Here is a 19,931-nt window from a genome sequence, read left to right as displayed (position 1 = left end):
ATCCGAGCGGCGCGCCCCAAGCACCGACACCCGCAGCGCCGGCCCCCTCCCCAGGGGAACTCCGGCGCCCACACCGAAGGAGCTCGCGATGCCCCGGGCCACCTCTGCTCTGAACCGCCTCGCCGCCCCGGCCAGGCGCGCCCTGCTGCCGATCGCCGACGGCCTGGGCGGTGTGACCAGCACCGCCCGGGCCCTGCCCGACTTCCTCATCTGCGGGGCCCAGCGTTCGGGCACCACCTCGCTGTTCAAGGCCCTGTCCCAGCACCCGGCGGCCACCGGCCCCGTCCTGCGCAAGGGGGTCCACTACTTCGACACCGGCCACCGCAACGGGCTGGGCTGGTACCGCTCGCACTTCCCCCTGCGCGCCACCCTGCGGGCCCGCCGGGGACGGCCCCGGGTCAGGGCGTTCGAGTCCAGCCCGTACTACCTCTTCCACCCCCTGGCCGCCGAACGGATCGTCCGTGAACTGCCCGAGGTGCGGGTCGTGGTGATCCTGCGCGACCCGGTCGAGCGCGCCTACTCCGCGCACGCGCACGAGAGCGCGCGCGGGTTCGAGACGGAGCCGTTCGCCCGGGCGGTCGAGCTGGAGGACAAGCGGCTGGCGGGTGCCGAGGAACGGCTGGTGGCGGATCCCGGCCACCACTCGCACTCCCACCAGCACCACGGATACGTGGCCCGGGGCCGCTACGTCGACCAGCTGGTCAGGATGGAACGGCACCTGGGCCGCGAGCGCATGCACGTGGTGGACTACGCCGACCTGTTCGACGGCACCTCCCGGGCCCTGGGCGGGATCGTCCGCTTCCTCGGCCTACCGCCGGGGCCGGAGACCGCTCCGGGCCGCCACAACGCCCGTAAACGCGCGGTCATGCCCGACTCCCTGCGCGCCGAGCTCACCGAGCGGTTCGCCGACAGCGACGCCCGTCTCGCCGACTGGTGGGGGCGCACCCCCTCGTGGCGCGCGTGACCCCGACGCGAGCCCCCTCCCCGGCCGGGCCCGGCGGCCTCCGCGACCGCGGCCTCGGGCGCGTCCTGCGCGGCGGGGCGGTCAACATGGCGGGTGCCGTGGTGGGAGCCGCCCTCAACCTCGCACTGATCGTGGCGATCACCCGGGCGTTCTCGCAGGAGACGGCGGGGCTGCTCTTCTCGGCCACGTCGGTGTTCCTCATCACGGCCGCGGTGGCCAACGCGGGCGCCCCGGACGGGCTGGTGTACTTCATCGCCCGGCTGCGGATGTTCGGCCGTCCCGGCGGTGTCCCGGCGCTGCTGCGGCTGGCGCTGGGCCCCGCGGTCCTGGCGGCCTGCCTGGCCTCCGTGCTGCTGGTGGTCCTCGCCCGGCCGCTGGCGGACGCCCTGGGGCCGGAGGAGGCGGCCTCCTACCTGCGGCTGCTCGCGCTCTTCCTGCCGTTCGCGGTACTCACCGACTCCGTACTGGCGGCGACCCGTGCCCACCACGACATGTCGGTCACGGTCCTGGTGGACAAGGTGGGCCGTCCGCTGGCGCAGCTGGGCCTGGTCGCGATGATCGCGCTCTCCGGTTCCGCCGGGTTCCTCGCCCTGGCCTGGGCCGGACCGTACCTGCCCGCGGCGGTGCTGGCCTGGTTCTGGCTCGGCCGGATCGTGCGCGGGGCCGAGGCCGCGCCCCCGCCCCGGGACGCCTCCCCGTCCGGTGACGCCTTCCCGGCGACGGAGGAGCGGAGCGGGCCGGGAGGCCGCCAGGACCGGGTCACCCCGGCGGAGTTCTGGTCGTTCGCGCTGCCCCGGGCCCTGGGCGGAATCGCCCAGGCCGGGGTCCAACGGGGCGGTGTGGTCATGGTGGCGCTGCTGCACGGACTGACCGGCGCGGCGGTGTTCACCGCGGCCACCCGGGTCATGGTCGTCGGCCAGTTCTGCACCCAGGCGGTGCTGTACGCGGCCCAGCCCCGGTTCGCGGAACTGCTGGCGGCCGGGGAGCACGGATCGGTGCGCGCGCTGTACCAGGCGGGGACCTCCTGGCTGGTCTGCCTCAACTGGCCGCTGTACCTGTCGGCACTGATGTTCGCGCCCGAGGTGATGCGGCTGTTCGGCACCGAGTACTCCGCGGGGGCGACGGCGCTGGTCGTGGTGTGCACGGGACAGTTGGCCGCCTCGGTGCTGGGGATGGGCGACCTCGTCCTGACGATGACCGGGCGAACCGGGTTGAACCTGCTCAACAACGTGATGTCGCTCCTGGCCAGCGTCGTGGCCGGTGTCCTGCTGGTGCCCTCGCACGGGGCCGCGGGCGCGGCGGCGGCTCTGGTGGCCGCCGTGCTGGTCCGCAAGCTCCTGCCGTTGTGGCAGCTGAGGTCCCTCGTGGTGCTGCATCCGTTCAGCCGGCCGGTGCTGGTGGCGACCGGTAGCGCCCTGCTGTGGTTCGGAGCCCTGCCGGCGCTGCTGGAGGCGGTGGCCGGCCCGGGTGTGCCGACGATGACCGCCGGGGTACTCGCGGGGGCGGCCGGGCACCTGTGCACGGTCTGGCTCGCGCGCGGGCACCTGGGACCACGGAGGTGACCCGGGTCTTCGCTCTCCTGTGCACCCCGCATCCACTATCGAACACTCACAGCGATGGACTGATCACGAGATGTCTGCACGACCGGTTCTCCTGGTGGCCTCCAGCGGAGGCCACCTCACCCAACTGCGCTCGTTGCGCCCCTGGTGGCGGGAGCGGGAACGCGTGTGGGTCACCTTCCGCACCACGGACGCCGAGTCAGCGCTGGCCGGGGAGTCGGTGCGCTGGGCCCACCACCCCACCACCCGCAACGTCGGCAACCTGCTGCGCAACACCGTTCTGGCCCTGCGGGTGATGCGCGCGCAGCGCCCCGCGGTCGTGGTCAGCACCGGGGCCGGGGTCGCCCTGCCGTTCTTCGTCCTGGCCTGGCTGGCGCGTGTCCCCACCGTCTACATCGAGGTCTACGACCGCATCGACACCCCCACCCTCACCGCCAGGCTCTGCAAGCCCTTCACCCGCCTGTTCCTCGCCCAGTGGGAGGAACAGCGTTCGTTCATGCCGACCGCCATCACCGTAGGACCGCTCCTGTGACCGAACAGACCGCACGCTCCGCACACCGCCCCGACGGCAGCGACCACCCCGACGTGGTGGTCAGCCTGGGCACCGACCACCACGCGTTCGACCGGCTGGTGCGCTGGGCCGACGACTACGCGCGCCGCCGCCCGGACCTGCGCGTCCTCGTCCAGCACGGCCACAGTTCGGCACCGGTGAGGGCCTCGGGGACACCGTTCCTGCCCGGAGAGGAGCTGTCCGGGGCGATGCGCGGGGCAACCGTGGTCGTCACGCACGGCGGCCCCGGAACCATCACCCAGGCCCGGGCCACCGGACACCTGCCCGTCGTGGTCGCCCGGGACCCCGAACTGGAGGAGCACGTGGACGACCACCAGCTGCTGTTCGTCCGGCGGGTGGAGGAGGCGGGCCGGGTACACGCCTGCGCGACCGCCCAACAGCTGCACGCGTTCCTCGACAGGGCGCTGGCCTGCCCCGAGGACTTCCGGGTGGACCCCGGATCCGACGACGGGCCCGACCGCGCCGCGCTGCGCGCGGGCGAACTGATCGACCTGCTCACCGACGGGGGGCAGGACGGCTCGGCCCCGGCGGCCGTGGCCCCCGACCCGGCCGACACCTGGCCCGCGGTGACGGTGGTCGTGCCCACCCGGGACCGTCCCGAGCTGCTGCGCCGCACCCTGCGGGCGATCATCGAGCAGGACTACCCGGGGCGGATCACCACCATCGTGGTGTTCGACAACGACCAGCCCGACACCTCGCTCGCCCACGCCGAGGGCGACCGCCCCGTCCGGGTGGTGACCAACACGCTCACCCCGGGGCTGGCCGGGGCCCGCAACACCGGTGTGCTGGGCGCCGACACCGACCTCGTGGCCTTCTGTGACGACGACGACACCTGGATGCCCGAGAAGCTCCGGGCGCAGGTGGAGGTGATGCGCGCGGAGCCGGGGACCGACATGGTGTGCTGCGGCATCCAGGTGGTCTACGACAAGGTGGAGTCGGAGCGGGTCCTGGACCGGACCAGCGTCACCTTCGGCGACCTGCTGAGGTCCCGCCTGACCGAGCTGCACCCGTCGACCTTCCTGATCCGCCGCGGGGCCATGATCGGCGGTTGCGGGACGGTGAGCGAGGAGATCCCCGGCAGTTACGCGGAGGACTACGAGCTGCTCCTGCGGTTGGCTCGGCGGGGCCCGATCCGCAACATCCCCGAACCCGGTGTGCGGGTGCTGTGGCACCGCAAGTCCTTCTTCTCCGAGCGGTGGCAGACCATATCCACCGCGTTGCGCTGGCTGCTGGAGCGCTACCCGGAGTTCGCCCTGGTGCCGCGCGGCTACGCCCGGGTCGCGGGGCAGATCGCGTTCGCCGAGGCGGCCGCCGGGCGGCGCGGCCGGGCGCTGGGGTGGATCGGGCGGACCCTGCGCAGGCGGCCGTTGGAGGGGCGGGCCTACCTGGCGCTCCTGGTGGTCTGCGGGTTTCCGGCGGGCTGGGTCCTGCGGCTGCTGCACCTGCGCGGCAGGGGCCTGTAGCGGCGGCGTCCGCGGGGCGGACCGGAGCCGCGGGCCGAAAACCCGGTGGCTCCGGCCCGGGCCCGTTCGATAACCTCGCGGTCGGCCCCGCACGGGGCGGGGCACCGGAGCGGACCAGGGACAGCGCCATCAGCAAGCACGTGATCAGAGAAGCCGCCGTCGAGGACGTGGACGGGGCCGCGGACACACTGGCCGCGGCCTTTCACGACTACCCCTTCACCCGGCACACCATCTCCGCCGACGACCACCTCGCCAGGCTGCGCGAGTTCCAACGGCTCTTCCTCGCCGAGATAGGGCTGCCGCACGGCCGGGTGTGGGTGAGCGACGGCCTAGACGCCGTCGCCGTCTGGTCCACCCCCGACTCCGGCGGGGCCGAGTCCGTCCTGGCGGACCTGCTGCCCACCCTGGTGCAACTGGCGGGCGACCGCGCGGACGCCTACGCCTCGGCGGAGGAGGCCATGGAGCGGCACCGGCCGACCGGCCCCGTCTGGTTCCTGGGGACCGTGGGGGTCCGCCCCGGGTCGCGGGGCCGCGGGCTGGGGCGCGGGGTCGTCAGCGCCGGGCTGCGCGAGGCGGACGCGGCTGGTGTGCCCTCGTTCCTGGAGACCTCGGCGCCGGAGAACGTCGGACTGTACGAGTCGTTGGGCTTCCGGGCCACCGCGGAGTACGACCTGCCCGACGGCGGCCCGCGCACCTGGTCCATGCTCCGGCCGGCGGGCGGCTGACCGGCCCGGCGGCCGGGCCCGGGGTCAGTCCCGCGACCTGTCCCGGGTCGCGGCGTACTCGGCCAGGCGCCGGACCCGGTCCGGCAGGTGCACGTAGGGGTCCTGGCCGGCCAGCTCGAAGCCGCGCCGGGCGTACTCGTTGGCCTGGACGCGGAAGTCGCAGCCGTCGGAGACCTTGCTGTCCCAGAGCTTGACGGCGCGCACCCGCTCGTAGCGCCGGAGGACGTCCGGGATGTCCGCGTACCACTTCAGGGTTTCACCGGGACCGATGTCGGTGGTGCCCATCTCCCCGATCATGACCGGTTTGTCGGGGTCGATGCCGTGTTTGGGTCCCTCCTCCTGGATCCAGTCGTAGGTCGGGGACAGGGCGTCCTCGAAGGAGTCGACGTGGTCCCAGTTCGACATCTTGTCGCAGCCGGTCATGTTGTAGGCCTCCCAGCTGATCCAGTCGACGTAGTCGTTGCCGGGCCAGAGCCCGGGGAGGCGGTCCACGTTGCCGGGCCAGCCGGTCACGTTCCACACCCAGATGGCGTTGTCCGCGCCCTCGGCCCGGTACAGGTCGACGATGTGCCGCCAGGCGCGCACGAACTCCTCCGGGGTGCCCCGGTTGTTGTAGCGGTTCTTGCCGTCGGCCTCGTGGTCGAAGGTGATGAAGTAGGGCACCTCCAGCTCGGCGACACCCCGGGCCTGGGAACGCAGCGAGGCGTCGAACCGGCCCGCGAGGATGTCGCGGTAGGCGATGTCCGGATGCCCCGACCGGGTGAACCGGCGGGCCTCGATGTTGGTGTGCACGAAGCGGCCCTGGGCGACCAGCCTCCGCTCCCGCTCCCCCGGAACGTCGGACTGGTCGATGCCGCGCCAGGTGTAGACGATGTCCATGTCCCGGTCGGCCGCGGACTCCAGCGACTCGACGTCGCCTTCGTAGGGGCTGGCGCCCCACCAGACACCGCACGAGGGTTCGAGGATGTCCGAGACGGTGCAGCGGGTCTCACGCGGCGGGGGCAGGCCGAGGAACGGAGCCGTGTTCGGGCCCGGACGGCTTTCGGGGAGCTGGTTCTCCGCTGGCACCGAAGCGCCGCCGGGGCTGTCTCCCGCCCCGACCAATCCCAGGGCGAGTAGCACCGACACCGCCACCGCCGTCCCTCGCACCGGTCCGCTACCCACGGCCAATCGCCCCCTAGGCCACCAGAATACGACACAGAGTGTTCACATGATGACCATACGTCATGTTTCGCACGCGCAACACCCCCTGGTTCGCCTAGCGGACATCAGTACCCATAGCGCCCGCGTGTCGGGGTGGTCACCGCCGTGACCAGGCGCCGGCGCCACGGAGCGAGCCCCTCCTGCCAGCCGTGGTCCGCGCGGACACCGACCGGGCCGGACCGGAAGCGCATCGGATTACCGGAGACCGCGTGCCCCCCGGACAGCTCCACACCGCCCTCCCCCAGGACGAGCGGGTCCCCCGTGTGGCCCGCGAAGTCGGCGATACGGCCGAACTCGGCCTCCGGCGCGGCCACGAAGTCCTCGTAACGCACCCTCAGGGTCGGGGTCCCCCGCCGGGCCAGCGCGTCCAGCGAGGAGTTCTGGGTCATCCACTGCACAGCCGAACGACCGGCCGAGTACCGCGCCATCTCCGGCTCGCTACTGCCCGGGGCGGCGTCCGGGCGCGCCACCCGCTTGCCCCAGGAGTGCGCCACCGCCCGGGGGTCGCGCACCACGTGCAGGAGGCGCATCCGGGCGCCGTACCGCTGGCGCAGACAGGCCGCCAGCGAGGCGTGCTTGCTCGCGTCCACGATCACCCGAGCACCGCTGACCTGCGCGACCGCCGAGTAGAGGCGGTGGTAGAACTCGGTGTAACGCTCACTGCGCAGAGCGAGGGGCCCCTCCCCCGTCGGCCCGTTGAGCAGGCCCGGCAGGAAACGGGTGCGGTCGACGCTGTCCTTGAGGCGCAGCACCCGCTGGACGTCCAGGCGGTCCCAGCCGCCGAACGCCCTCCTGCCCACGTCGCACCAGAAACCGCAGTCCGCGAAGGCCAGGCCGCAGCCGCAGCGCTCGTTCTCCACCAACCCCCTGCGCCACAGGTGCACGATCTCACCGACGGAGCAGAATCCGGGCAGCTCCCCGAGGAGGCGTTCGATCAGGGTGGAGCCTGAGCGGCCCATCCCACCGACGAACACCAGACGATATCCATCCACTTCCCCAGGTTATTACTTTGGGTCAGATTCTTTTGCCGGAACGTGACGATGGTTCGGCCTTTTCCCGGTGACACGAAGCGGGGCCGCCGGAAGCGGCCCCGCTCAGATCGGTCTGTCCTCCCGGCACGCGCTATTCGGCCTTGACGACCATTCCCGCGCCCACCGTGGTGTTGGTGGACTCGTCGATGAGGATGAACCCGCCGGTCTGCCGGTTCTTCGCGTACTCGTCGACGAACAGGGGCTGGGCGGAGCGCAGCCGCACCCGGCCGATCTCGTTCAGGGCGAGGTGGTCGGCGGCCTCGTCACGGTGCAGCGAGTTGACGTCCAGCCGGTAGCGCAGGTCCTTGACCATGACCTTCGCGGTGCGGGTCGTGTGCTTGACGAGGAGCTTGGAGCGCGGCGTGAGCTTGCGGGAGTCCGTCATCCAGCAGACCATCGCCTCGATGTCCTGGGAGACCACCGGGGCGTTGTTGGGGCGGCAGATCATGTCGCCCCGGGAGATGTCGATCTCGTCCTCCAGCAGCAGGCTGACCGACATCGGCGAGAAGGCCTCCGCGACCTCCCCGTCCGCGGTGAGGATCTTCGTGATCCGTGTGGACAGCCCCGAGGGCAGGTGGGTGACCTCGTCCCCCGGCTTGAGGACACCGCCCGCGAGCTGGCCCGCGTAGCCCCGGTAGTCGTGCAGCTCGGGGTCGTCCGACTTGTGCGGACGGACCACGTACTGCACCGGGAAGCGCGCGTCGATCAGGTTGCGGTCCGAGGCGATGTGCACGTTCTCCAGGTGGTGCAGCAGCGAGCAGCCCGTGTACCAGGGCATGTTCTCGGACCGGCTCACCACGTTGTCGCCGTGCAGGGCGGAGATCGGCACGAAGGTGAGGTCGCGCGCGTCCAGCTTGGCGGCGAACTCGCTGAACTCGGCCTTGATCTCCTCGAAGCGGTCCTGGGAGTAGTCGACCAGGTCCATCTTGTTCACCGCGAGCACCAGGTGCGGCACCTGGAGCAGGGTCGCGAGGAAGGCGTGGCGGCGACTCTGCTCCTGGAGGCCCTTGCGGGCGTCCACCAGGATGATCGCCAGGTCGGAGGTGGAGGCACCGGTGACCATGTTCCGGGTGTACTGGATGTGCCCGGGGGTGTCGGCGATGATGAAGGTGCGCTTGGGCGTGGCGAAGTAGCGGTACGCCACGTCGATGGTGATGCCCTGCTCGCGCTCGGCGCGGAGCCCGTCGGTGAGCAGCGCCAGGTTGGTCTGCTCCTCGCCGCGCGCGACGCTGGTGCGCTCCACGGCGTCGAGCTGGTCCTCGAAGATGGACTTGGAGTCGTACAGCAGGCGGCCGATCAGGGTGCTCTTACCGTCGTCCACGGAACCCGCCGTGGCGAACCGCAGGATGTCGTTGCTCATGTTGCCTGGTCCAATGTGCGAAGGGTGGGGCGGTTCAACAACCGGAAGTGCGAGGTGCGCCGGTCAGGGCGCGGGGCCGAAGCGCCGACGGGCCCAAGAAGACACGACTAGAAGTAGCCCTCGCGCTTGCGGTCCTCCATCGCGGCCTCACTGGCCCGGTCGTCGGCGCGGGTCTGACCGCGCTCGGTGATCCTGGTCGCGGCGATCTCCGTGATGATGTCGTCCAGCTCCACGGCCGTGGACTTGACCGCACCGGTGCAGGTCAGGTCGCCGACGGTGCGGTAGCGAACGGTCTCGGTGAAGGGCACCTCGGTGGCGTCGCGCTGGATGAGCGGGGAGTCAGCGAGCAGGATGCCGTCGCGCTCGAACACGCTCCGCTCGTGGGCGAAGTAGATCGAGGGCAGCTCCAGGCGCTCGCGCTGGATGTAGCCCCACACGTCGAGCTCGGTCCAGTTGGAGATGGGGAAGACACGGATGTGCTCGCCCCGGTTGATCCGGGTGTTGAACACGCTCCACAGTTCGGGGCGCTGGTTCTTGGGGTCCCACTGGCCGAACTCGTCCCGGAAGGAGAAGACCCGCTCCTTGGCCCGGGCCTTCTCCTCGTCCCGGCGGGCGCCCCCGAAGGCGGCGTCGAAGCCGTTCTCCTCGATGGCCTCCAGCAGAGCCGAGGTCTGGAGGCGGTTGCGGCTGGCCCAGCGGCCGGTGAGTTCGGTGACCTTGCCCGCGTCGATCTGCTCCTGGACCGAGGCGACGACCAGGCGCACCCCGGCCTGGGCCACCCGGCGGTCCCGGAACTCGATGACCTCTTCGAAGTTGTGGCCGGTGTCGACGTGCATGACGGGGAACGGGATCGGGCCGGGCCAGAAGGCCTTCTCCGCCAGCCGCAGCATGACGATGGAGTCCTTGCCGCCGGAGAAGAGCAGCACGGGGCGCTCGAACTCCGCCGCCACCTCGCGCATGATGAAGATCGCCTCGGCCTCAAGAACGTCCAGCTGGGAGAGCTGGTAACGCCCGAGCGCCTGCTGACTCGCCTGACCCATGGAATCCGCCTTAGAAATACCGACACACGGCCGGTTCCACCGCGGAGGGTCTTCGGTTCAGCCCCCCGCGTGCGGACCGGCGCTGTCAAGGTCCGCGCCGTCGCGGATGCTTGCCAACAACATACCCGACAATTCCGATCGACATACAAGGATATCTGGGAGTAGCGGATCGGCTACGTTGTAGCGCAGCTCCGAGCCGTCGATCCGGGAGGTGTGCAGGCCCGAGGCGCGCGCGACCGCCACCGGGGCGGCGCTGTCCCACTCGTACTGGCCGCCCGCGTGCACGTAGATGTCGGCGATCCCGAGCAGTACGGCGCAGATCTTCGCGCCGGCCGAGCCCATCGGGACCACCTCGGCGCCGAGCTGGGTGGCCATCCGCTGCACGAACGCGGGCGGCCGGGTCCGGCTGGCGGTGATGCGCAGCCGCTGGCCCTCCGGGCGCTCCTCCGGCAGCCACGGCGGGTCGACCGTGGACAGGCAGCTGCCCTGGGCGGGCAGGGCCACCGCACCGGCGACCAGCTCGCCGTTCTCCCAGAGCGCCACGTGCACCGCCCAGTCGGTGCGGCCGGGCTCGGAGAACTCGCGGGTGCCGTCGAGAGGGTCGATGATCCACACCCGCCTCGCCTTCAACCGGGCCAGGTCGTCGGCGCCCTCCTCGGAGAGCACCGCGTCGCTGGGCCGCAGCCGCCCGAGCGCGGAGAAGAGGAACTCGTGCGAGGTGCGGTCACCCAGGGTGCGCAGAACCTCGGGCTCGTCGAAGCCGTGGCGGGCGCGCAGGCGCAGCAGCAGCTGTCCGGCCTCGCTCGCCAGGTCTCGGGCCACCTCATGATCGTTTCGGATGCTCTTCACCGGCTAGTATGCTCCCGCCCCACGGATCACCGCTGACCACGTCTTCCACAGGATCTGGATGTCCAACGTCAGCGACCAGTTTTCCACGTACCGCAGATCCAGGCGGACCGATTCCTCCCAGGAAAGGTCGGATCGGCCGCTGACCTGCCAAAGGCCCGTCATTCCCGGTTGGACCACCAGCCGTCGTCGGACGTCGTGCCCGTACTGGGCGACCTCCTCCGGCAGCGGGGGCCTGGGTCCGACGAGCGACATCTCCCCGCGTACCACGTTGACGAGCTGGGGAAGCTCGTCGAGCGAGTAACGGCGCAGCCACGCCCCGACGGGCGTGACCCTGGGGTCCCGACGCATCTTGAACAGCACACCGTCGTGCTCGTTGTGGGACTGGAGAACCGTTTTCAGGGTCTCCGCCCCGACCACCATCGTACGGAACTTGTACACGGTGAACTCGACCCCACCCCGTCCTACGCGTGTCTGCCGAAAAAGGGCGGGCCCGCCCTCGGCGCGGATGAGCGCGCACAGCACGAGGAAGAGGGGCGAGAGCAGGATGAGGGCGAGCGCCGCGGCGCAGCGGTCGAAGGCCCCCTTGACCAGGCGGCGCGCACCCACGAGCTCGGGGTGTTCCACGTGCAGGAGGGGCAGGCCCGCCACCGGGCGGATCGTGGTGCGCGGACCGGCCACCTCCATGAGGGCGGAGGCGACGGTCAGGTCGGTTCCGGTCTTCTCCAGCCGCCAGGCCAGACGGCGCAGCTCCACGCCGTCCATCTCCGGGCAGGCCAGGACCGCTACGGTGTCCGCCCCGGTCAGGGCGGCGACGTCGGCGGCGTCGGCGAAGGTGCCCAGCACCGGGCAGCCCTCCACCTCGGCTGTCGGGGCCTCGTGCTCGGGCAGGCACACGCCCACCACCCGCATGCCGTGGTGGCTCTCGTCGCGGAACCGGCGGATGAGGTCGCTGGCGGCCACCCCGTGGCCGACGACCACGACCCCGCTCATGCACGCCCCCAACCGGCGGCGCCGGTGCAGCGCCTTGCGGCGCGCGTAGCGCAGGCCGAGGCTGAGCAGGACGATCAGGGGTAGCGCGACCAGCACGTACCCGCGGGCGAGGTCGAACTTGACGGCGTAGGCGCCGATCGCGACGGTCGCGGCCAGAACCGCCCCGGAGACCGCGACCCTGCGGTACTCCTCGGTGCCGATCCCGAGGAAACGCCGCTCGTAGCCGCCGCCCAGCCGGACGAAGGCGACCCAGACCGGCGGCAGGACCAGGGAGAGGAGGAGGTAGGGGAGGGTGGTGTCAGCCAGCAGGGAGCCGTGGAAGCGGACCCCGGTTCCGGCGAGGGTCGCGGCGAACGCGGCCGCCAGGTCGAGGACGACCAGCCCGATGACGTAGGGGCGGAGCCATGTTTCGGACCTGGGGCCGGTGTTCGGCTCGCCCCGCCGCGGGGCGGGCGCGAACGGCCTCGCCTCCCGGTGCGGACGCCGCGGCTCCGGCCGCTTCTTCTGCTGTGCGGAGGGCTTCCCCTGGATGGTGTCCACCCCGCTGGTTGTGACCACGTGTCCCCCAAGACCGCGTACGGATTCAAGTACTCACTAGGAGTAACCGCCCCTGGCGCCACGGGACTCACGCGGAGGATGTGAGCGGGGCGTGTCGTCGGGCGCAGAACGCGTACTGCCACCCCGAACAGTAACCAAAAGTAGTGGAAAAGTCGCTCGGAGTTGCGGCCTGTTGGGGAAGAAGTCCCGGTCCCACCGAGAATGTGTCTGTTCTGAGACCGGCGGGGCCCTCCCTCAAGGGACAGGCACCCGCCGAGAACTTCCAGGACCGAAACCCTGTGCGGAACGTGACCCGCCGGGAGCGCCCTCCGGACGGGCCGGGCCCGGGCCGGGGTCAGGCCAACGCGGGGTCCATCACGGCGGCCAGCCGCAGGTGCGGCTCGGCCGCGCCCCGCTCACCCTGGCGCTGGAGCGTGCGCCCCAGCAGCAGGCGGGCGTAGGCGTCGTCCGCACCTTCCGCCACCAGCCCTTCGAGAGTGCGCCGCGCCCGATTCAACTGGGCGGAACGATAGTAGGCGCGAGCCGACAGAAGGCGGACGCCTCGGTCAGCGGGGTGGCTCTCCACCAGTGGCCGGAGCAGTTCGAGCGCGCCCAGCGGGTCACCCAGTCCGAGGAGGGCCTCGGAGTGCCGCAATCGCTCGACCTCCTCCGGAATCACTTCGGGCCGCCGCACGGACGCCTGCGCGAGGAAGTCGCGGATGACCTCCGGCTCATGAGCTCCGGACAGAGCGGTGCCGTTGGTGACGAAGGTCGGCGAGGTGCGCACCCCCTCGGCACGTCCCCACAGCAACAGTTCCCGAACCCTCTCCTGACCGCCGCCCCCGGCCAGCAGACCTGCCCCCCGCGCGAACCCGGCCTCGGTGGCGACCCCGGCCAGAACCCTCGGGTCGGAGATGTCCAGGGCCTCGACGAAGTGCGCGCGCAGGACCCGCTCCGCCACGGAGTCCTGCAACGCCGGACCGCCCTCCTGCTCGGCGAGCGCGAGCAGCCGGTGCGCATCGTGGCTGTTGGCCCGCCAGGCCGCACCCCACCGGTCTCCGAGCCCCTCCTCGGCGGCGATTCCGGCCACCCGGGCCCGGTTCCGCTCAGGAGTCAGATGCGGAGCGCAGGCACGCAGCGCCTCCTCCACGTGCGGGTCTCGCAGCGTCTCGTCCAGCGGTTCCGCGGCCTCCGGCGCGGACGGGTCGATCCGGTAGGGCCGCCACACGACCTCGGCCTCCGCACCGACCACCCGCTCCAGACGGCGCTTTCCGATGTAGGCCCAGGGGCAGACCACGTCCGCCCAGATTTCGATCCTCATACCGAAAACATAAACGACACCCGTCGCTTAAGCAACGAGTGTTGTTTAGAGGGCGGGTGTTTCCTATGATGGCGGGCATGAACTCCGACGACCCCCGGGTCCAGCGCACCCGCGACCGGCTACGCGCGGCCCTGCTGTCCCTGGCTGCCGAACGGGAACTGGGCGCGGTCACGATGGCTGCCGTCGCCCGGCGCGCGGAGATCAACCGGGCCACCGTCTACCAGCACTACGCCGATCTGGAGGCCCTGGTCGCCGACGCCATGGAGGGCGCGGTCGCACAGGTGGCGCGCTGCGCGCAGCTGTGCCCCCTGGACGCGCCCCGCGATCGGGTACCCGAGCCCCTGAACGAGCTGTTCTCGCACGTCGCGGAGAACGCCGTCCTCTATCGGAGGCTCTTCTCCGAGCAGGGCAGCGCCCGTTTCACCAACCTGCTGCGGGACCGGATCACCGAGGTCCTGGCCGCCCGTTTCGCCCGGGGTTCCCGGCCCACCGGGTTCGACGACGTCCCGGGTTCCCTGCACGCCGCCTATCTGGCGGGGGCTCTGGTCGGTGTGATCGCCGCCGCCGCGGAGGAAGGATCCTGCCCCCGGGCCGACGCCCGCGCGACCTGGCGGCTACTGCGGGGCTGACTCGGCCCGTGGGATCTCGCCGGGCTCAGGCGGCGGTGTGGAAGATGTTCTGGGCCCGGTCCAGGCCCTCGGTCAGGATCGTGCGGACGGCGTCGGCGGCCCGCTCGACGTTCAGGTCCAGCTCAGAGCGCTCGACCGAGGAGAAGTCGCGCAGCACGTAGGCGGCCGCGTCCATCCGGCCGGGGGGACGGCCGACGCCGAAGCGGACCCGCAGGTAGTCGGGGCCGCCCAGGGAGGCGGTGGTCGACTTCAGCCCGTTGTGGCCGCCGGAGCCGCCGCCCTTCTTGAGCCGCAGGGCCCCGAAGTCGATGTCCAACTCGTCGTGCACGACGACGACCCGCTCCGCCGGGACCCGGTAGAACTTCGCCAGGCCGGCGATCGGCCCCCCGGACAGGTTCATGAAGGTGCGCGGCTTAGCCAGCACCACCGAAACACCGTCGATCCGGGTCTGGACGACCTCGGCGTGCGCCTTGTGCGCCTTCCACCGCTCACCCTTGTCCGCGGCGATGGCGTCCACCACCATGAACCCGGCGTTGTGCCGGTTGCCCGCGTACTTGGGGCCCGGGTTGCCCAACCCCACGACCAGCCAGCGCTCAGCCTCAGCCATGTCCTCGCCGTCCCTGCTCTTCCGGATTCCCAACCTGCCCAACAAGTTCCACATGCCGACCGACACTACCGACCCGCGGGGGCACCCCCGAAAACGCCGAACGCGCGGTCCCCGTCATCCGGGGACCGCGCGTTCGGTCGTCAGGCGCGTGGTGTGCGCACCGCCAGGTCGTGTTCGGCCGAACAGACCTACTCGGCGGCGGCCTCGGTGGCCTCGGCGGCCTCGCCGCTGGTCTCCGGCTCCTCCTCCACGCGCGGCGCGGAGACGGTGAGCAGGATCGACTCGGGGTCGGTGACCAGGGAAACGCCCGCGGGCAGCTTCAGGTCGGCGGCGGTCGGGTTGGCGCCGACCTCCAGGCCCTCGACGTCGAACTCGACACGCTCGGGGATGTGGGTGGCCTCAGCCTCGACGGTCACGGTGACGAGCTCCTGGTTGAGCACGCCGGGAGCCTTGACCTCACCGGTGAGGGAGACGTTGATCTCGACCTCGACCTTCTCACCCTTGGAGACGACGAGCAGGTCGACGTGCTCCAGGAAGCCCTTGATGGCGTCGCGCTGCACGCTCTTGGGCAGGGCAAGGTTGTCCTTGTCCAGGCCGTCGAGACGAATCAGGACGTTCGGGGTCTTCAGGGCGAGCATGAGATCGTGGCCCGGCAGGTTCAGGTGGCGGGGCTCGGTGCCGTGGCCGTAGAGGACGGCCGGCACCTTACCCGCGCGGCGGGCGCGACGGGAGGCGCCCTTGCCGAATTCCGTGCGGGGCTCGGCAGCGATACGTACCTCGGACACGACAAAACTCCTCGGGTTCAACCCCGCAGTACGGGGAACACGACTCCAGTAGTACGAACGATTCCCGCCCTGGGCGGGGAAAGCGGCGGGGTCACCCAGCTTGCAGGGGACGCAACCGCCCTGGTTCCAGGCGTGCCCGGCGAGCCGCCACCGGACCCGTCCGGCCCGGGAACGCTCGTCGCGCACCCCTGCCCGCGTTGTTTCCAGGCGGAGACACGCAGGAATCCACCCGGGCACGGGGACACTCGGCCAAGTCTACTGGCTCTGATGACGACTCCGTACATGCCCTACCGGCGGGACCCGAGCGGGTCCCGCCGGCGGGCACGGAGTCCGGTGCCGGGGCGGCCCGGCCGGGATCCGGCGCGGCCGGATCCCGTAGGCGGCGGGTCCTACTCGAACAGGCTGGTGACGGAGCCGTCGGTGAAGACCTCACTGATCGCGCGGGCGACCAGCGGCGCGATCGAAAGCTGCGTGAGCTTGTCGAAGGAGCGCTCCTGGGGGACGGGCAGCGTGTTGGTGATGACCACCTCGGAGATGCGCGAGTTCTGCAGGCGCTCGGCCGCGGGACCCGACAGCACACCGTGCGTGGCGGCGACGATGACCTTCTTCGCGCCCTGCTCGAAGAGGGCCTCGGAGGCCTTCACGATGGTGCCGCCGGTGTCGATCATGTCGTCGACCAGGACGCAGACCCGGCCCTTGACCTCACCGACGACCTCGTGGACCTTCACCTGGTTGGCGACGTCCGGGTCGCGGCGCTTGTGGATGATCGCCAGGGGCGCGCCCAGGCGGTCCGCCCAGCGGTCCGCGGTGCGCACCCGGCCGGCGTCCGGGGAGACCACGGTGATCTCGGAGTGCTCGACCTGGCCGGCGACGTGGTCGGCCAGGATCGGCAGCGCGAACAGGTGGTCCACCGGGCCGTCGAAGAAGCCCTGGATCTGGTCGGTGTGCAGGTCGACCGCCATCATCCGGTCCGCGCCGGCGGTCCGGAACAGGTCGGTCACCAGGCGGGAGGAGATGGGCTCGCGGCCCCGGTGCTTCTTGTCCTGGCGGGCGTAGCCCAGGATCGGAGTGACCACGGTGATCCTCTTGGCGGAGGCGCGCTTGAGCGCGTCCACCATGATGAGCTGCTCCATGATCGACTCGTTGACCGGGTCGGCGTGGCTCTGGATGACGAACGCGTCACTGCCGCGCACGGACTCCAGGTACCGCATGAAGATCTCGCCGTTGGCGAAGGTGTCGAACCGGGTGGGGACCACCTCGATCCCCAGCTCCTTCGCGACCTCCTCGGCCAGTGCGGGGTGCGTGCGCCCCGAGAAAAGCATCAGTTGTTTCTGGCCGGTGGCCTTCATGCCGGTCACGTGTTTCTCCCCCACAGTCACTGCTTGTTCGCGTCGTCGGCTCTGTGCCGCTCCGCCTGCTCCGCCGCCTCGGCGGACGGAGTTCCCGGACGCTTGCGCTGCGTCCAGCCCTCGACGTTACGCTGCCGGTGCCCCTCGGAGATCGCCAGGGCGCCCGGAGGGACGTCGTCACGGACCACGGTCCCGGCCCCGGAGTAGGAACCGTCGCCGACGTGCACGGGAGCGACGATCGTGTTGTCGCTGCCGATGCGGACGTGGTCGCCGATCGTGCTCCGGGACTTGGTGACCCCGTCGTAGTTGACGAACACCGAGGAGCAGCCGATGTTGCTGCCCACGCCGATGTCCGCGTCCCCGACGTAGGTCAGGTGCGGGATCTTGGACGCGGTGCCGACGTTCGAGTTCTTGACCTCGACGAAGGCGCCGGCCTTGGTCCGTTCGGCCAGGCGGGTGCCCGGCCGGAGGTAGGTGTAGGGGCCGACGGCCGCCCCGGGGCCGATCTCGGCCCGGTCCGCGGTGGTCTCGCGGACCTTCGCGCCGTCGCCGACGAGGGTGTCGCGCAGGTCGGCGCCGGGGCCGACCTCGGCGTCCTCGCCGATCCTGGTGGTGCCGTGGAGGCGGCAGTTCGGGTGGAGCACGGTGTCCGCGCCGATGTGCACCCGGGCGTCCACCCAGGTCGTGGCGGGGTCGACGATCGTGACACCGGAGAGCATGTGTTCGGTGAGGAGCCTGTCGTTGAGGACGCGCCGGGCCTCGGCGAGCTGGACCCGGTTGTTGACGCCCTGGACCTCGTTCCAGTCCTGAGCGCTCCAGGCGTCGACCCGGTGCCCGTCGCCGCGGAGCAGGGCGACGGCGTCGGTGATGTACTCCTCACCCTTGGCGTTGTCGGTGGACAGGCGCTGGACGACCTGGCTCAGGAGTGCGCCGTCGAAGGCGTACATCCCGGAGTTGATCTCGTCGACGCCGTGCTGCTCGGGCGTGGCGTCGGCGTGTTCGACGATCTCGGTGAAGCTCCCGTCGGCGTCGCGGACGATGCGCCCGTAGCCGTGCGGGTCGGGGACACGGGCAGACAGCACGGTGACCGCGTTGCCCTCCTTCTCGTGCTCCGCGACGAGCGAGGCGAGCGTCGCACCGCGCAGCAGGGGCGTGTCGCCGCAGGTGAGGACGACGGTTCCGGAGAGTTCGGTGCCCCTGGCGGCGAGGTCCTCGACCGCCATGCGCACGGCGTGACCGGTGCCGTTCTGCTCTTCCTGGACCGCGGTGGTCGCCTCCGGGGCGACCTCTTCCAGATGGGATCGCACCTGGTCACGGGCGTGGCCGACGACCACGACCGTGCTTCGGGGATCGAGTTCGCGGGATGCGTGGAGCACGTGGCCGAGCATGCTGCGGCCGTTGAGTTCGTGAAGGACCTTCGGAAGTTTCGACTTCATTCGGGTGCCCTCACCCGCCGCGAGAATGATCACGGCAGCCGGACGGTTCACGCTCACTGGAGGAGACCCCTCGTGATAGCTGGCATATGAACGTCGGCTCACCCTGCGGCGGCGCGACCCGCATGCCGCGCGGGCGGCCGTCGGATGACCAGCGGCCGACATGGGAAGGATACATGCGCGTCACGGGCGTCCATCAGCCGTGTGGGAGCGCGGCGAGGAGGATCGCGCGGCGCGCCCGGGCGCGCGGGGCGCCCCGGCGGCGGAGTTGCTCCCGGACCAGGACTCGAACCTGGACGATGGGGACCAAAACCCCAGATGCTGCCATTACATCATCCGGGAACGCTGCGGACGTGTCGTCCGAACGCTCGCCACCAACATAGCGCCTCCCCCCGGGGGCTTGCCAAACCTACGGGTTCGTAGGTTACGGTTACGTAGGAATAGGTTGGGCCGTCCCAGCGGGTGCTCTGCGCGCTTTTGACGCCGTCCTGACCTGTGACGACGTTCTCCATAACGAGGTGTGCAAGACCATGACCGCAGCCCCTGAGGTGCCGACCGAAAGCGCCCTGACCGACCCCGGCGCGCCGAAGCGCGAGGCCAACCCCGAGTACGAACCCGAACTGCGGGGCAAGGCCGAGCGCTACACCGTCTTCGCCTTCGTGTTCGTCCCGCTGATCGCGCTGGTCGCTTCGGTGCCGTTCTTCTGGGGCTGGGGACTGTCGCTGACCGACATCGCCATCGCGACGGTCTTCTACCTGATCAGCGGCCTGGGCATCACGGTCGGCTTCCACCGCCACTTCACCCACGGCTCCTTCAGGGCCAACCGGCCGCTGCGGATCGCGCTGGCCGTCGCGGGCAGCATGGCCATCGAGGGCAGTGTCATCAAATGGGTGGCCGACCACCGCCGCCACCACAAGTACGCCGACGCCGAGGGCGACCCGCACTCGCCGTGGCGCTTCGGCGACGACTGGAAGTCCGTGGCCAAGGGCCTGTACTACGCGCACATGGCCTGGATGTACCTGGACGACAAGAAGACCTCGCCGCGCCGCTTCACCCCCGACCTGCTCAAGGACAAGGACGTCGTCCTCGTCGACAAGCTCTTCCTGCCGATCGTGCTCTTCTCCCTGTTCGCCCCCGCCGCCATCGGCGGCCTGGTCACCATGTCCTGGTGGGGCGCGGTCACCGCGTTCTTCTGGGCGAGCCTGGTGCGCGTCGCACTGCTGCACCACGTGACCTGGTCGATCAACTCCATCTGCCACACCATCGGCGAGGAGAACTTCGAGGTGCGCGACCGCTCCCGCAACGTGTGGTGGCTGGCCATCCCCTCCTTCGGGGAGTCCTGGCACAATCTGCACCACGCCGACCCGACGTGCGCCCGCCACGGTGTGTTCAAGGGCCAGATCGACATCTCCGCCCGTGTCATCTGGGCGTTCGAGAAGTTCGGCTGGGCCACCAAGGTCCGCTGGCCCAACAACAAACGACTCGCCGCCAAGCGGGTCAAGGTCTAGGATCAGA

At 70.9% G+C, this 19,931-nt stretch carries 18 protein-coding genes; 7 read left to right on the top strand and 11 right to left on the bottom strand.

Going from position 1 to position 19,931, the window contains the following annotated elements; translation table 11 throughout:
* Positions 1 to 88: 88 nt before the first annotated feature.
* From AC0VYD_RS03995 to AC0VYD_RS03975, 5 genes are all read left to right on the top strand, one after another.
* On the top strand, positions 89 to 964 hold the full coding sequence (locus AC0VYD_RS03995; RefSeq protein WP_475478646.1) for a sulfotransferase family protein: 876 nt from the start codon (positions 89 to 91) through the stop codon (positions 962 to 964).
* Complete coding sequence (locus AC0VYD_RS03990; protein WP_475478645.1) at positions 934 to 2,526, top strand: lipopolysaccharide biosynthesis protein; 1,593 nt, start codon at positions 934 to 936, stop codon at positions 2,524 to 2,526. Before AC0VYD_RS03995 ends, AC0VYD_RS03990 begins: the two co-directional genes overlap by 31 nt.
* Before the next feature lie 70 nt (positions 2,527 to 2,596).
* Entirely contained in the window at positions 2,597 to 3,055 is a 459-nt protein-coding gene (locus AC0VYD_RS03985) for a UDP-N-acetylglucosamine--LPS N-acetylglucosamine transferase (protein WP_475478644.1), read from the top strand.
* On the top strand, positions 3,052 to 4,557 hold the full coding sequence (locus AC0VYD_RS03980) for a glycosyltransferase (protein ID WP_475478643.1): 1,506 nt from the start codon (positions 3,052 to 3,054) through the stop codon (positions 4,555 to 4,557). The genes AC0VYD_RS03985 and AC0VYD_RS03980 overlap by 4 nt, the downstream gene beginning before the upstream one ends.
* A gap of 140 nt (positions 4,558 to 4,697) precedes the next feature.
* Positions 4,698 to 5,282 carry a GNAT family N-acetyltransferase gene (locus AC0VYD_RS03975; RefSeq protein ID WP_475478642.1) on the top strand — a complete coding sequence of 195 codons (585 nt, stop codon included), beginning with the start codon at positions 4,698 to 4,700 and terminating at the stop codon, positions 5,280 to 5,282.
* A 24-nt stretch (positions 5,283 to 5,306) separates the two neighbouring features.
* Here AC0VYD_RS03975 and AC0VYD_RS03970 read toward each other — a convergent pair whose 3' ends face one another.
* The 7 genes from AC0VYD_RS03970 to AC0VYD_RS03940 form a co-directional block, all read right to left on the bottom strand.
* Complete coding sequence (locus AC0VYD_RS03970) at positions 5,307 to 6,416, bottom strand: glycoside hydrolase family 26 protein (RefSeq protein WP_475478641.1); 1,110 nt, start codon at positions 6,414 to 6,416, stop codon at positions 5,307 to 5,309.
* A gap of 134 nt (positions 6,417 to 6,550) precedes the next feature.
* Entirely contained in the window at positions 6,551 to 7,444 is an 894-nt protein-coding gene (locus tag AC0VYD_RS03965) for a sulfotransferase (protein WP_475480171.1), read from the bottom strand.
* Positions 7,445 to 7,607: 163 nt separating this feature from the next.
* A complete protein-coding gene (cysN, locus tag AC0VYD_RS03960; protein ID WP_475478640.1) occupies positions 7,608 to 8,876 on the bottom strand; it encodes a sulfate adenylyltransferase subunit CysN in 1,269 nt (422 codons plus the stop codon).
* Positions 8,877 to 8,983: 107 nt separating this feature from the next.
* Positions 8,984 to 9,916, bottom strand: coding sequence for a sulfate adenylyltransferase subunit CysD (gene cysD, locus AC0VYD_RS03955; RefSeq protein ID WP_475478639.1), 933 nt, complete (start codon positions 9,914 to 9,916; stop codon positions 8,984 to 8,986).
* 57 nt (positions 9,917 to 9,973) lie between these two features.
* On the bottom strand, positions 9,974 to 10,765 hold the full coding sequence (locus tag AC0VYD_RS03950) for a 3'(2'),5'-bisphosphate nucleotidase CysQ (protein ID WP_452541191.1): 792 nt from the start codon (positions 10,763 to 10,765) through the stop codon (positions 9,974 to 9,976).
* A 3-nt stretch (positions 10,766 to 10,768) separates the two neighbouring features.
* Complete coding sequence (locus AC0VYD_RS03945) at positions 10,769 to 12,313, bottom strand: sugar transferase (protein ID WP_475478638.1); 1,545 nt, start codon at positions 12,311 to 12,313, stop codon at positions 10,769 to 10,771.
* Positions 12,314 to 12,647: 334 nt separating this feature from the next.
* Entirely contained in the window at positions 12,648 to 13,613 is a 966-nt protein-coding gene (locus AC0VYD_RS03940) for a DsbA family oxidoreductase (protein ID WP_475478637.1), read from the bottom strand.
* 77 nt (positions 13,614 to 13,690) lie between these two features.
* Here AC0VYD_RS03940 and AC0VYD_RS03935 point away from each other — a divergent pair, with 77 nt between their 5' ends.
* Complete coding sequence (locus AC0VYD_RS03935; protein WP_475478636.1) at positions 13,691 to 14,242, top strand: TetR/AcrR family transcriptional regulator; 552 nt, start codon at positions 13,691 to 13,693, stop codon at positions 14,240 to 14,242.
* A 25-nt stretch (positions 14,243 to 14,267) separates the two neighbouring features.
* Here the strand turns inward: AC0VYD_RS03935 and pth are convergent, their stop codons facing one another.
* From pth to glmU, 4 genes are all read right to left on the bottom strand, one after another.
* Positions 14,268 to 14,903: an aminoacyl-tRNA hydrolase gene (gene pth / locus AC0VYD_RS03930; RefSeq protein ID WP_475478635.1), complete on the bottom strand. Its 636-nt coding sequence runs from the start codon at positions 14,901 to 14,903 to the stop codon at positions 14,268 to 14,270.
* 134 nt (positions 14,904 to 15,037) lie between these two features.
* Entirely contained in the window at positions 15,038 to 15,634 is a 597-nt protein-coding gene (locus tag AC0VYD_RS03925) for a 50S ribosomal protein L25/general stress protein Ctc (RefSeq protein WP_475478634.1), read from the bottom strand.
* A 389-nt stretch (positions 15,635 to 16,023) separates the two neighbouring features.
* Positions 16,024 to 16,992 (bottom strand): ribose-phosphate diphosphokinase, encoded by a 969-nt coding sequence (locus AC0VYD_RS03920; protein WP_475478633.1) that lies wholly within the window; start codon positions 16,990 to 16,992, stop codon positions 16,024 to 16,026.
* 17 nt (positions 16,993 to 17,009) lie between these two features.
* Entirely contained in the window at positions 17,010 to 18,476 is a 1,467-nt protein-coding gene (gene glmU / locus AC0VYD_RS03915) for a bifunctional UDP-N-acetylglucosamine diphosphorylase/glucosamine-1-phosphate N-acetyltransferase GlmU (RefSeq protein ID WP_475478632.1), read from the bottom strand.
* Positions 18,477 to 18,946: 470 nt separating this feature from the next.
* On the opposite strand from glmU, the gene AC0VYD_RS03910 reads away from it, so the two are divergent.
* Positions 18,947 to 19,924 (top strand): fatty acid desaturase, encoded by a 978-nt coding sequence (locus AC0VYD_RS03910; RefSeq protein WP_473036641.1) that lies wholly within the window; start codon positions 18,947 to 18,949, stop codon positions 19,922 to 19,924.
* Positions 19,925 to 19,931: the final 7 nt, after the last annotated feature.

Source organism: Nocardiopsis sp. iso_40, assembly GCF_056173285.1.
This window is presented reverse-complemented; position numbering and strand designations above follow the sequence as displayed.

Bases quoted from the DNA above. Each gene is read 5' to 3' on its own strand.
- AC0VYD_RS03910 (WP_473036641.1), top strand. From the start codon at position 18,947: ATGACCGCAGCCCCTGAGGTGCCGACCGAAAGCGCCCTGACCGACCCC.
- AC0VYD_RS03935 (WP_475478636.1), top strand. From the start codon at position 13,691: ATGAACTCCGACGACCCCCGGGTCCAGCGCACCCGCGACCGGCTACGC.
- AC0VYD_RS03965 (WP_475480171.1), bottom strand. From the start codon at position 7,444: ATGGGCCGCTCAGGCTCCACCCTGATCGAACGCCTCCTCGGGGAGCTG.
- AC0VYD_RS03985 (WP_475478644.1), top strand. From the start codon at position 2,597: ATGTCTGCACGACCGGTTCTCCTGGTGGCCTCCAGCGGAGGCCACCTC.
- AC0VYD_RS03940 (WP_475478637.1), bottom strand. From the start codon at position 13,613: ATGAGGATCGAAATCTGGGCGGACGTGGTCTGCCCCTGGGCCTACATC.
- cysN (WP_475478640.1), bottom strand. From the start codon at position 8,876: ATGAGCAACGACATCCTGCGGTTCGCCACGGCGGGTTCCGTGGACGAC.
- AC0VYD_RS03995 (WP_475478646.1), top strand. From the start codon at position 89: ATGCCCCGGGCCACCTCTGCTCTGAACCGCCTCGCCGCCCCGGCCAGG.
- pth (WP_475478635.1), bottom strand. From the start codon at position 14,903: ATGTGGAACTTGTTGGGCAGGTTGGGAATCCGGAAGAGCAGGGACGGC.
- cysD (WP_475478639.1), bottom strand. From the start codon at position 9,916: ATGGGTCAGGCGAGTCAGCAGGCGCTCGGGCGTTACCAGCTCTCCCAG.